The sequence below is a fragment of the Pseudomonas fluorescens genome (genome assembly GCF_902497895.1).
GTDB lineage: Bacteria > Pseudomonadota > Gammaproteobacteria > Pseudomonadales > Pseudomonadaceae > Aquipseudomonas > Aquipseudomonas fluorescens_BP.
This window is the reverse complement of sequence record NZ_CABVHQ010000041.1, coordinates 40,353-52,650: the sequence shown is the minus strand read 5'-3', so window position 1 is coordinate 52,650 and position 12,298 is coordinate 40,353. Positions and strand designations below refer to the sequence as shown.

Annotated in this window: 12 protein-coding genes; 6 read left to right on the top strand and 6 right to left on the bottom strand. The window is 58.4% G+C overall.

Features of this window, described 5'->3' with window-relative positions; translation table 11 throughout:
* Nucleotides 1-30: 30 nt before the first annotated feature.
* The 5 genes from F8N21_RS19870 to F8N21_RS19850 form a co-directional block, all read right to left on the bottom strand.
* Complete coding sequence (locus F8N21_RS19870; RefSeq protein ID WP_150643730.1) at nt 31-1,005, bottom strand: serine/threonine protein kinase; 975 nt, start codon at nt 1,003-1,005, stop codon at nt 31-33.
* 359 nt (nt 1,006-1,364) lie between these two features.
* Nucleotides 1,365-3,266: a PhoX family protein gene (locus F8N21_RS19865; RefSeq protein ID WP_150643729.1), complete on the bottom strand. Its 1,902-nt coding sequence runs from the start codon at nt 3,264-3,266 to the stop codon at nt 1,365-1,367.
* A 283-nt stretch (nt 3,267-3,549) separates the two neighbouring features.
* Nucleotides 3,550-4,314 carry a TOBE domain-containing protein gene (locus F8N21_RS19860; RefSeq protein WP_150643728.1) on the bottom strand — a complete coding sequence of 255 codons (765 nt, stop codon included), beginning with the start codon at nt 4,312-4,314 and terminating at the stop codon, nt 3,550-3,552.
* Between the two features lie 101 nt (nt 4,315-4,415).
* Nucleotides 4,416-5,720 (bottom strand): hypothetical protein, encoded by a 1,305-nt coding sequence (locus F8N21_RS19855; RefSeq protein WP_150643727.1) that lies wholly within the window; start codon nt 5,718-5,720, stop codon nt 4,416-4,418.
* Nucleotides 5,710-6,207: a glycine-rich domain-containing protein gene (locus F8N21_RS19850; protein WP_150643726.1), complete on the bottom strand. Its 498-nt coding sequence runs from the start codon at nt 6,205-6,207 to the stop codon at nt 5,710-5,712. The genes F8N21_RS19855 and F8N21_RS19850 overlap by 11 nt, the downstream gene beginning before the upstream one ends.
* Between F8N21_RS19850 and F8N21_RS30510 the strand changes: the two genes are divergently transcribed.
* Nucleotides 6,207-6,419, top strand: a complete 213-nt coding sequence (locus F8N21_RS30510) for a hypothetical protein (RefSeq protein ID WP_191624359.1) — start codon at nt 6,207-6,209, stop codon at nt 6,417-6,419. The two genes, F8N21_RS19850 and F8N21_RS30510, sit on opposite strands and share 1 nt — an antisense overlap.
* A gap of 195 nt (nt 6,420-6,614) precedes the next feature.
* Here F8N21_RS30510 and F8N21_RS19845 read toward each other — a convergent pair whose 3' ends face one another.
* A complete protein-coding gene (locus F8N21_RS19845) occupies nt 6,615-7,349 on the bottom strand; it encodes a ComF family protein (protein WP_150643725.1) in 735 nt (244 codons plus the stop codon).
* A gap of 94 nt (nt 7,350-7,443) precedes the next feature.
* On the opposite strand from F8N21_RS19845, the gene bioB reads away from it, so the two are divergent.
* The 5 genes from bioB to bioD all read left to right on the top strand — a co-directional run bounded on the left by bioB (nt 7,444) and on the right by bioD (nt 12,023).
* The gene (gene bioB / locus F8N21_RS19840; protein WP_150643724.1) at nt 7,444-8,499 is read left to right on the top strand and encodes a biotin synthase BioB; all 1,056 of its coding nucleotides are present in this window, start codon (nt 7,444-7,446) and stop codon (nt 8,497-8,499) included.
* Between the two features lie 139 nt (nt 8,500-8,638).
* Nucleotides 8,639-9,817, top strand: coding sequence for an 8-amino-7-oxononanoate synthase (bioF, locus tag F8N21_RS19830; RefSeq protein WP_150643723.1), 1,179 nt, complete (start codon nt 8,639-8,641; stop codon nt 9,815-9,817).
* Nucleotides 9,810-10,541 carry an alpha/beta fold hydrolase gene (locus F8N21_RS19825; protein WP_150643722.1) on the top strand — a complete coding sequence of 244 codons (732 nt, stop codon included), beginning with the start codon at nt 9,810-9,812 and terminating at the stop codon, nt 10,539-10,541. Before bioF ends, F8N21_RS19825 begins: the two co-directional genes overlap by 8 nt.
* Nucleotides 10,534-11,346, top strand: a complete 813-nt coding sequence (gene bioC / locus F8N21_RS19820; RefSeq protein WP_150643721.1) for a malonyl-ACP O-methyltransferase BioC — start codon at nt 10,534-10,536, stop codon at nt 11,344-11,346. The genes F8N21_RS19825 and bioC overlap by 8 nt, the downstream gene beginning before the upstream one ends.
* Entirely contained in the window at nt 11,343-12,023 is a 681-nt protein-coding gene (gene bioD / locus F8N21_RS19815) for a dethiobiotin synthase (protein WP_150643720.1), read from the top strand. The genes bioC and bioD overlap by 4 nt, the downstream gene beginning before the upstream one ends.
* Nucleotides 12,024-12,298: the final 275 nt, after the last annotated feature.

Here is a 12,298-nt window from a genome sequence, read left to right as displayed (position 1 = left end):
GCCGCAGGCTGCGATCTTTTGATCTTGAAATCAAAACAACTTCAGAGGTTCTTCATTCAGCGCCGAAAGCTGCTCACGCAACGCCAGCACCTGATCGCCCCAATAGCGCTCGGTGCCAAACCACGGGAAGCTGCGCGGGAACGCGGGATCATCCCAGCGGCGGGCCAGCCAGGCGCTGTAGTGCATCAGCCGCAGGGCGCGCAACGGTTCGATAAGTGCCAGTTCACGCGGGTCGAAGTCATGGAACTCGCGGTAGCCATCCATCAATTCCGACAGCTGGCCCAGGCATTCCTGACGGTCACCGGCGAGCATCATCCACAGATCCTGCACTGCCGGGCCCATGCGGCAGTCGTCGAGGTCGACGATGTGGAACATCTCGTCGCGGCACATCATGTTGCCGGGGTGGCAGTCGCCATGCATGCGGATGTTCTGATGGGGCGTGGCCTGGTAGACCTCTTCCACTCGCTTGAGCAGATCCCGGGCGACCGACTCGTAGGCCGGGAGCAGGCTGCGAGGCACGAAATTGCCTTCGAGCAGGGTATTGAGCGAGTCATGGCCGAAGTTCTTCACGCCGAGTGCTTCGCGGTGTTCGAACGGGCGGGTGGCGCCGACCGCGTGCAAGCGGCCGAGCAATTGCCCGAGGCGATACAGTTGATCCAGGTTGCCGGGCTCTGGCGCTCGGCCGCCACGGCGAGGGAACAGGGTGAAACGAAAGCCGGCGTGTTCGAACAGGCTTTCGCCGTTGTGGATCATCGGTGCGACGACCGGCACCTCGCACTCGGCGAGTTCGAAGGTAAAGCGGTGTTCTTCGAGGATCGCTTCGTTGGTCCAGCGCTGTGGACGGTAGAACTTGGCGATCAGCGGCTCGGAGTCGTCGATGCCGACCTGGTAAACGCGGTTCTCGTAGCTGTTCAGCGCCAGGATGCGGGCGTCGCTGAGAAACCCGATGCTTTCAACAGCATCGAGCACCAGATCGGGGGTAAGGGTTTCAAACGGATGGGCCATGCTGACTCCTGCGCGCAGCAGGCTGCCGCGTCCGGCCAGACATGGTAGCGCAGACGGGCTGTCTTTAGGGGTTGGGATTCAGATGAGTGTGGCCAAGCCCAATGCCGGTCAGTAAAGGCGTTACGCGAACCGTAGCAGCTGGCGAAGCCTGCGTTCGGCTGCGCAGCAGCCGTAAATCCTGCTTGCACGGTGTGTCGGAAATACCGCGGCGCTTGATTTTACGGCTGCTGCGCAGCCGAACGCAGCCTTCGGCAGCTGCTACGGGGAATGTGCGGGGCGAGAAAATCCTTGGGGCAAACCCGCTTCTACAAGGGTTGCACAAAACCAGTGGGAGCCCGGCTTGCCCGCGAATGGATTGATCAGGCGCCGACGATCCCGCCATCTTCACGGGTGATCGCCATCACCGACGATCTTGGCTTGCCGTTCGGCAAATGCTCGGGGAAGGTTGAACCGCCGTTCTCCCCCGGGTGCTGAATGCCGACGAACAGGGTTTTCTGATCTGGCGAAAAACTGATGCCAGTCACCTCGCAACCCACCGGGCCGACCATGAACCGACGAATTTCACCGCTGACCGGATCGGCGCAGAGCATCTGATTGTTGCCCATTCCGGCGAAATCGCCGCTGTTGCTGGCGTCGCCATCGGTGAGTATCCATAGTCGGCCAGCGTCGTCGAAACCCAGGCCGTCCGGGCTGTTGAACATATTCTGCGGGGTGATATTCGCCGAACCGCATTTTGGCGTGCCGGCATGCACAGCAGGATTGCCCGCGACCATAAACAGATCCCAGGCAAAGCTCATGGCTCCATGGTCATCACGGTTTTCCTGCCAGCGCAGAATCTGCCCGTAGAGGTTCTTCTCCCGCGGGTTCGGGCCGCCAACCGGCTGGCCGTCTTCGCCGCGCTTGGCGTTGTTGGTGAGGGTGCAGTAGACCTGGCCGTCTTTCGGGCTGACAACTATCCATTCCGGGCGGTCCATGCGGGTGGCGTTGACCACGCTGGCGGCGAGTCGGGCGTGGATCAGCACTTGGGCCTGATCGGCAAAACCACTGCTGGCGTCGATGCCGTTTTTACCATGGGTCATTTCGATCCACTGGCCCTGGCCTTTTGGCTGGTCGGAATTGCTGTCGCCCGCGTCGAAACGTGCGACGTACAGCGTGCCGTGATCCAGCAGGTCGCGGTTGGCTTGCGGATCCTGATGATTGATCTTGTCGCGGCTGATGAATTTGTAGATGAACTCACCGCGTTCATCGTCGCCCATATAGACCACAGCGCGCCCGTCGCCGGTCTCGGCCAGCGCGGCGTTTTCATGTTTGAAACGGCCCAGCGCGGTGCGCTTGACCGGGGTCGATTGCGGGTCGAACGGGTCGATCTCGACGATCCAGCCGTGACGGTTGAGTTCGTTGGGGGTTTTCGCCAGGTCAAAGCGCGGGTCGTGGGGGTGCCAATTGATCTCCTTGCTGCTGGCCACCGCGCCATAGCGTTTTTGCGCCGAATCGAACTTCTGCTCGGGGTTGCTGCTGCCGAAGCAGTCGGTGAAGTTCTCCTCACAGGTCAGATAAGTGCCCCATGGGGTCTTGCCGTTGGCGCAGTTCTGGAAGGTGCCGAGGACTGTATGGCCCTGCGGATCGGCGCTGGTTTTCAGCAACTCATGCCCGGCGGCCGGACCGCTGACGCGCAGTGGCGAGTTGCCGTGGATGCGACGGTTGTAGCTCGAACCCTGGACAAATTGCCATTGGCCGTTCTTGCGTTGCACCTCGATCACTGAGACGCCTTCGCTGGCCAGCGCCTTGTGCACATCCTGCGCCGACTGCGGCATGCCGCCGTGAGGGTAGAGGTAGCGGTAGTTGGTGGATTCATTGTTGATCGCCATCAGCGCGCGGTCGGGGTCGCCGGGAAAGGCAAACAGGCTCATGCCATCGGTGTTGTCGCCGAACTGGACTTCCTGGGCCTGGGCCGTGCCATTGCCGCTGGGGTCGAAAGCCGGGCCGTCCTTTTGCAGAGGTTGCCCCCAGCTGATCAGTACCGACGATTTATAACCTGGCGGCAAGCTGATGGAGTCGCTGGTGGCGGCGGCAATGCTGTTGAAACCCAGCAGCTTGCTGGCGCCGGAACTGACGCTGGCGGCCAGGACGCTGCGGCTCAGCAGGGTGCCACCGAGAAACATCGCCGCACCGCACAGGGCGCCAGCACTGATGAAACCGCGGCGGCTGAGGCCGACGATGGTTTCGAGGTCGGTGGGCTGATTTTCTTCGAGTAATTTCACATCAAGCTCCCTGCGGGTTTTTGCAGACACCTTAAAGAGCGCCGATGACGGAAATGTTGCAGCGGGATGTCGGGCTGCGCCACGAATCGTTGTAGCAGCTGCCGGAGGCTGCGTTCGAGCGCGCAGCGGTCGTAGTTCAGCTGACTCGGTAAAAGGTCAGAATCGCGGTGGCAGGTTTCTTTACGACTGCTGCGCAGCCGAACGCAGCCTCGCAGGCTCGGCAGCTGCTACACGCAGCCGAACGCAGGCTTTGCCAGCGGCTACGAAAAGCGTGTCTGGCCGATTACAGCGGTGTACCAATCAATACGTTGGACGCTGCGAACTGCACCAGCACCGCTTTCCCTGCCATCAGCGCCAAAGCGCTCAGGTGTAATGGCTCGGCCAATGCACACAAGGTTTGCCCATTGGGCAGGGCGATGCGTACCTCGCTGGGGCCGTCTTCGGCGTCGAGAATCTCGACGATGCTGCCGCCCAGGCAATTGTGCCCGGCGGTTGCTGCTTGATCGACGGCCAGCAAGTCCAGCCAGCCAGCCTTGATCAGCGCCACCACTTCAGTACCCATTTCCAGCTCCAGACGCAGGGTGCTGTCATGGGTGATCTGCGCCTGAATCCTCAGCCCTTCTGCCAGTTCAAGGCTGATCAGGTCATTGCGCCCCTGGCTGTCGATGGCTACGACCTTGCCGTGCAGTTGGTTGCGTGCGCTGGTTCTGAGCATCAACCGGCCGAGCAGGTCCAGGTCGCTGGCATCTTCGGCGGCTTCCAGCACCTGTGCCTGCAACGCTTGCAGGCGCTGATAAAGCCGTAGCACCCGTTCACCTTCGCTGGACAACTTCGCCCCACCGCCGCCCTTGCCGCCGACGCTGCGCTCGACCAAGGGTTTCTGCGCCAGGTTGTTCAACTCATCGATGGCGTCCCAAGCGGCCTTGTAGCTCAAACCCGCGCTTTTCGCGGCGCGGGTGATCGAGCCCTGCTCGGCGATGTGTTGCAGCAGGGCAATGCGCTGCGGGCGACGGACCATATGCTGGGTCAGCAGTGTAGGTAGGGGCATGGGGCGGTCTTTTTGTGAGTGGCGTTTGAGTCGAGTGTAAGGGAAATTTTCTTGGCGCGAGGCCTGCCTGCGAACCGCTTTTAGGAGGCCCTCTTGATGCACTACCGCTGTCCATGCCCTCTTGCCAATAGGACGCTAGCTGATTTTTCGTCGCTTCTGTGAACAAAAAAAATCCTTGCACACAACAATAGAAAACCGGCGAATGTCGCCGCACTTTGGAGCAACAAGAAAGTCTCCATATCCGGGGTGTTGAGGTTAAGGTTGTAGAGGGCAGGAGTCAGAACCGCCAGCATGATTGTATTAATCAACAATTGCGGGATAAAGATCTCACTCCTGGCCCGTAGGTGGGCAAACGCGAGGGAAAGCAATGAACTGCTGGTAAGGCATATCACGAGGGTGTAATACAGCTTCATGCTGTAATCGGTGACGGAACCACCGATTGCAAGGAATGCATATTCTCCGCAGAAGTATAGGATTACGCCGCTCAGCACCATGATGCTGATAACCCAGGTCAGGCCAGCACGATAGCATTGTGCGGACTGTTTAACCTGCCGGCTGACCTGAAGGCTGTGAATCTGGGAGATGGCCAGCGAGGGTATGATCAGAATCCCAATCACCGTCATGAATATGGAAAGCTGTGCTACGAGCTGGGCATCAATTCGCGCCAGTCTTTCAGTCAGCAGGTAGAAATATATTTTTTGGCCGCTTAGTCCAGCTGCTATTGGAATTCCCGTTCGAAGAAAATAACAACTGGTTTTTTTTGCCAGTATAAAAGAGCAGTAACGCTCGCCGTTTGTTAACTTGGTCAGGAGTAGTAGGGTTAGAAATTCAGCGCTCAGGAAATAGGACATTGCATAATATTTGAATTCGTCGGAGCTGATGATTGCAAATAACACCGCCAGCGAGGTGCAACAGAGTGTGGTAATTACTATTTTTGCATTTGCGCAGCTTGAAGCTTTGCCGGTTGCCTCCAGAAATAGCTGTAAAAAATTATTGATCACCAACAAGGGTGTAGAGGCTATATAGATAAGTGAGAGCGTCCAGAAAACCTCTCGATCCAGATGCTGGAGCCCGTTTGTTCTGAGGATGAAATAGGTCGCTGACAAGCAAGCCAAAGACGTTAGCGCTGCAATGAACAGGGCTAGTGTAAACCCGCCGGTAAACAAGTCACGTTGGGCCGATGGGCTGTGCGCTAGAGAAGCGGCTCTATTGCCAATCATGGCCAGGATGATGGAACAGAACGCTGATATAACAGATGCCGCCGCGAGCACGTAAGAAAATACCGGTAGATCTTCAGCGCTTTTATGGGCCATCAACAGGAAAACTATTGAGATTCCGATTGTCGGCGTCAGGCGAGCCATAATAAAAGCCGGCAATGATTTCTTGACTGCCTGGCTATAGTTCAAACTCGTCGCTCCAGATATGAAACATTTTGCTACCGAATTCAGCCTCGTGAAGCTTCTGGATCATTTCAAAAGCAATGTCGAGATTTTCTTTATCGGTTTGATTTCTCGTTCCGAAGTAGGGGTAGTGGTGAAAGTAATAGCCAAATATACCCTCGCAGTCCTTGATGTACTGACGGGTGTTCAGGATGTGATGGTGCCAGATCTCGTCCACCTCCAGCATTGGCGGCAGTACTGGAAATTTACCAAGGTATTTTTTGTTCAGGAATAAAAAATTTTTATAATATTGAATTCCTACTTCTGTTTCTACTGAGGACCACGTCCTGCAGAGTAGTCTGTCTTTCGAGCATAGTTTTTCGCGAAGGGTAGAGAAATCAATGTTGTTGATGTAATCGACTGCCTCTTCCAATGTTGGATAGCCTTTATCGTCCTTGGGAGATTCCATGCTGTGTGGCAGCGTATCCGCTATATTTTTGTAGTGACTGTCCATTGCAGATCCTGATTGCATTTGTTGAGCTGCCAGCTTATTGCTGGCAGCTACTTAGTGGCCTATTACCAGCCGCCGCCGCCTTGACAATGACCGCCACCGCCATTGTTATTGCGTGTGCTCAGGAATTTTTTCGCTTCGGCCGAAAGTTTCTGATCAGGCTTTCTGCTGCTTTTTGGGTTTACATTGCGGTGCATAGTTTTCTTTCTTATTGATAATTGTCTGGATCGTCATGTTGCCACCTTGATTTTATGTAGCGAATAGTTGAATGCAATACATCGTCGGAAAAACAGTAATGTGCTACATACTTTTCGTCGCACTACGTAGGAAAAATCTTGGTTGTGAATTTTAAATATTCCCATGCTGCGTATAAGGGAAACTATCTGCAGTGCTCAAATGCCTCACGTTCCTCAATCCCTTGGCTTCGGCGTGCGGGCCAGACAATAAACGTCGACCCTTGCGGCGCCGGCGTCCATCAACAATCGAGCCAGGGCTTGAGCGGTGGCGCCGGTGGTCAGCACATCATCCACCAGCGCCAGATGACGGCCCTTGATGGACGCACCGGGCGCCAGGACGAAGGCGTTGCGCAGGTTTTTTTTGCGAGCGTCGGCATTCAGGTCCTGTTGCGCGCTGGTGTCCCGGATTCTCAGCAGCAGGGCTTCATCGCACACAATGTCGAGGCTGACGCTCAGCCAGTGGGCGAGCATCGCCGCCTGGTTGAAACCGCGTTGGCGCAGCCGTTTAGTGGCCAACGGCACCGGGACCAAAACATCCGGCCGGTCCAGGTCTTCATCAAAACGATGTTGCAGCGATTGGCTGAGAAGTTCGCCCAGCAGACGGCCAAAAGGCCACTTTGCGTTGTGTTTGAAGCGGGTGATCAGGCTGTCGACCGGAAAGCTGTAAGTCCAGGGCGTTACGACCTGATGAAAGGCCGGAGGCTGCTTCAGGCATTGACCGCATGTCAGGCCTGCCATGGGCAAGGGCAGGGCGCAAACCAGGCACTGATCGCCGAGCCAGGGCAGTTCGCTTTCACAGGGGGTGCAGATAGGATGAGGGGTATCGGTGGATTCGTCACAGAGCAGACAATGCTGGTTGTTTTTTAACCAGATGTAAACCGGCCTTATGTGTCGTGGTTGACAGCGCATGGCTCTTCCTTAAATATGCTGAAACATCCGTGTCGCGTCTGTGGGGATTCCGTTTGATCAGACGCTTGCCAAGCATAAGAAAGGAAATGAGCCGATGAGCGCCAGTATCACCGCCAAATTGCGTCACGATTGGTCTTTGGCCGAAGTTAAAGCGCTGTTCGTTCAGCCCTTCAATGACCTGTTGTTCCAGGCGCAGACGGTGCACCGCGCGCATTTCGACGCCAACCGGGTTCAAGTCTCGACACTGCTGTCGATCAAGACCGGTGCCTGCCCGGAAGATTGCAAATATTGTCCGCAGTCCGGTCATTACAACACCGGGCTGGAAAAAGAAAAGCTGATGGAAGTGCAGAAGGTCCTCGAAGAGGCCGCTCGCGCCAAGGCTATTGGCTCGACCCGCTTCTGCATGGGCGCGGCCTGGAAACATCCGTCGGCCAAAGACATGCCCTACGTGCTGGAAATGGTCAAAGGCGTGAAGGCCATGGGCCTGGAAACCTGCATGACCCTGGGGCGCCTCGATCAGGACCAGACCGAAGCCCTGGCCCAGGCCGGCCTGGACTACTACAACCACAACCTCGACACCTCGCCTGAGTTCTACGGCAGCATCATTACCACCCGTACCTACGGCGAGCGCCTGCAAACCCTGGCTTACGTGCGTGATTCCGGGATGAAGATCTGCTCCGGCGGCATTCTCGGCATGGGCGAGTCCCTTGATGACCGCGCCAATCTGCTGATCCAGTTGGCCAATTTGCCGGAGCATCCGGAATCGGTGCCCATCAACATGCTGGTGAAAGTCGCCGGCACGCCGCTGGAAAACGCCGAAGACATCGACCCGTTCGACTTCATCCGCATGCTCGCGGTCGCCCGCATCCTGATGCCGCAATCCCACGTGCGTCTGTCTGCAGGTCGCGAAGCGATGAATGAACAGATGCAGGCTCTGGCCTTCTTTGCCGGTGCCAATTCGATTTTCTATGGCGACAAACTGCTGACTACCGCCAACCCGCAGGCCGACAAGGACATGCAACTGTTCTCGCGCCTGGGCATCCTGCCGGAAGCTGGCGAAGAGCACGCCGACGAAGTGCATCAGGCGGCCATCGAGCAAGCGCTGGTCGAGCAGAAGAGCAGCGAGCAGTTTTATAACGCCGCTGTTTGACCCGCACGCTTCCCTGTAGGAGCTGCCGCAGGCTGCGATCTTTTGGCATGAGTAAGGTCGCCGAAAATCAAGATCAAAAGATCGCGGCCTTCGGCAGCTCCTACAGATGTTCGTGCCCCTTCCTACTCGTGAGGCCTGCATGTCATTTGATCTCAGCGCACGCCTTGCTGCTCGTCGTGCCGAAAACCTTTATCGCCATCGGCCTCTGCTCGAAAGTCCTCAGGGGCCGGAAGTGGTGGTCGACGGTCAGCCGTTGCTGGCGTTTTGCAACAATGATTACCTGGGCCTGGCCAATCACCCGCAGGTGATCGAAGCCTGGCGTGCCGGAGCGACCCGCTGGGGCGTGGGCGGCGGCGCTTCGCATCTGGTGATCGGTCACAGCAGTCCACACCATGCACTGGAAGAGGCCTTGGCCGATCTGACCGGCCGCCCACGAGCGTTGTTGTTCACTACCGGTTATATGGCCAACCTCGGCGCGGTCACCGCGCTGGTCGGGCAGGGCGACACGGTGCTGGAAGACCGCCTCAATCACGCCTCGCTGCTGGATGCCGGGCTGTTGTCCGGGGCGCGCTTCAATCGCTATCTGCATAACGATGCGGTCAGCCTGGCCAAACGTCTGGAAAAAGCCACGGGTAATACCCTGGTGGTCACCGATGGCGTGTTCAGCATGGACGGCGATCTTGCCGACCTGCCGGCGCTGGCTCGCGAGGCCAAGGCCAAAGGCGCCTGGTTGATGGTCGATGACGCCCATGGTTTTGGTCCCTTGGGCGCCAACGGTGGCGGGATCGTCGAGCACTTTGGTTTGAGCCAGGAGGATGTGCCGGTGTTGGTCGGCACACTGGGCAAGGCCTTTGGCACGGCCGGGGCGTTTGTTGCCGGCAGTGAAGAGCTGATCGAGAGTCTGATCCAGTTCGCCCGTCCGTACATCTACACCACCAGCCAACCGCCAGCCCTGGCCTGTGCAACGCTCAAAAGCCTGGAATTACTGCGCAGCGAGCATTGGCGGCGCGATCATTTGAATCTGTTGATCCGCCAGTTCCGCCAGGGTGCCGAACAGATTGGCCTGCAATTGATGGACAGCTTCACTCCGATCCAGCCGATCATGATCGGCGACGCCGGCCGCGCGGTTCGTTTGTCGCAGATGCTGCGCGAGCGTGGATTGATGGTCACGGCGATCCGTCCGCCGACTGTGCCGGCTGGCAGTGCGCGGTTGCGCGTGACCTTGTCCGCAGCCCACAGCGAGGCACAGGTCCAGCTATTGTTAAATGCGCTGGCCGATTGTTTCAGTGAATTGGGACCGGAGCCAAGCCATGCGTGATCGATTGATTCTGCTGCCTGGTTGGGGCCTCGGCATTTCGCCGCTGGAGCCTCTGGCGGCGGCCTTGCAGGGGTTGGACGAACAGCTGCGGGTCGAGATCGAGCCGTTGCCGGAACTGCAGTCGAGTGACCTCGAAGAGTGGCTCGACGAACTTGATGCAAGCGTGCCGGACAACGTCTGGCTGGGTGGTTGGTCGCTGGGTGGCATGCTCGCTGCGCAACTGGCCGCCCGCCGTGGCGACCGTTGCTGCGGTTTGCTGACCCTGGCCAGTAATCCGTGTTTTGTCGCCCATGCCGAGTGGCCAAGCGCGATGCCCGGAGAAACGTTCGATGCCTTCCTTGCCGGCTGCAGCGCGCAACCGCGAGGAACCCTCAAGCGCTTCGCGCTGCTTTGCGCCCAGGGTGCAGAGGACCCGCGCGGCATGGCCCGATTGTTATTGGGCGGTGCACCCCATACAGCGCCTGCAGTCTTGATGAGCGGATTGGAGTTGCTGGCACAATTGGATACCCGCCAAGCCTTGCAGTCCTTCCGCGGCCCGCAACTGCATCTGTTTGCCGGGCTCGATGGGCTGGTCCCGGCCGAAGCGGCGGGCGAGTTGCTGGTGATGTTGCCGGATGTCGAAATTGGTCTGATTGAACAGGCCAGCCACGCGTTTCTTCTGGAAGACCCCCACGGAGTGGCGGGCGCGATCCAGGCCTTCTTGCATGAGTCCGGTGATGACTGATTTATCCTTCCCCAAACTGCCGGGTGGCTTGCCGGACAAGCGTCAGGTCGCGGCGTCCTTTTCCCGTGCGGCGGTCAGTTACGACAGCGTGGCTGAATTGCAGCGAGCCGTCGGTAGCGAATTGCTGAGTCGTTTGCCCGGCGACTGTTCCCCTGGCCGTTGGCTGGACCTGGGCTGCGGCACGGGGTACTTCAGTCGTGTGCTGGCCCGGACCTTCCCGGAGAGCGAAGGGCTGGCGCTGGACATCGCCGAAGGGATGCTCGACCACGCCCGGCCATTGGGCGGTGCAACGCATTTCATTGCCGGCGATGCCGAACGCTTGCCGTTGCAGACGCACAGTTGCGAGCTGATCTACTCCAGCCTGGCGGTGCAGTGGTGTGCGGACTTCGCTTCGGTGTTGAGCGAGGCGCATCGCGTACTGAAACCTGGCGGCGTGCTAGCGTTTGCCAGCCTGTGCGTCGGTACCCTGTATGAGTTGCGTGACAGCTGGAGTCAGGTCGACGGCATGGTTCACGTCAATCGCTTCCGCCCGTTCAGCACTTATCAACAACTGTGCGCCGCCAGTGGCTTGCGTGTGCTCAGCCTGGAAACTCGCCCGCATGTTCTACATTATCCGGATGTGCGTAGCCTGACCCACGAGCTCAAAGCCTTGGGCGCGCACAATCTGAACCCCGGCCGGCCCGGTGGTCTGACAGGCCGGGCGCGGATACTAGGGTTGATCCAGGCCTATGAACAGTTTCGTCAGGGACAAGGGCTGCCTGCAACTTATCAGGTGGTCTACGCCGTATTGGAGAAACCGCTATGAGCGCAGCCTATTTCATTACTGGCACCGATACCGATGTCGGCAAAACCACCATCGCCGCAGGATTGCTGCATGCCGCGCGGTCGGCGGGGATGAGCACGGCGGCGGGCAAGCCGGTGGCCTCCGGCTGCGAAGTGACGCCCAAGGGCCTGCGCAACGCCGATGCGCTGGCGTTGCTGGCTGAATGTTCCTTGCCGCTGAGCTACGCCGAGGTCAATCCGGTGGCGTTCGAGCCGGCCATCGCTCCGCATCTGGCCGCTCGTGAGGCCGGGGTGACATTGACCGTTCAGTCGTTGTTGCTGCCGATGGAGCACCTTCTGGACAAGCAAGCGGACTTCACCCTGATCGAAGGCGCGGGCGGTTGGCGAGTGCCATTGGCCGATCAGGACAATATGTCGGACCTGGCGATGGCTTTGCGGCTGCCGGTGATTCTGGTAGTGGGAGTACGCCTGGGTTGCATCAATCATGCGTTGTTGACAGCCGAAGCGATTGCCCGGGACGGTTTGCAGTTGGCGGGTTGGGTGGCCAATATCATCGATCCGAAGACTTCACGCCTGGAAGAGAACCTCGCAACCCTGGCCGAACGACTGCCTGCACCCTGTCTCGGTCGAGTGCCGAAACTCAAGGTGCTTACTGCAGAAGCGGTGGCCGAACATCTGCAACTTGAGCTGCTGGACTAGCGCCTGGCCAGGTCAAGGCAAAACCTTTTGACGCAAAGGCTCAGGGCGTGAAGGCGTCTTCACCGCCCCTATAGATCCTGCGTCAACCCTCTGTTCGTCTGCATCAACTATCCTTTTAATCATCACCCAAGATGCTGCTTGATCGCTGCAGGCCTTTGTCTGCGCGGCATTCAGCCCGTCGATGACGAATGGTGGCGGATCGGTGCTTGACAAGATTTGGTGGTAAACGTATGTTTCAAACAACTGTTTGACCGCCATAACAAATCAACGCGGTT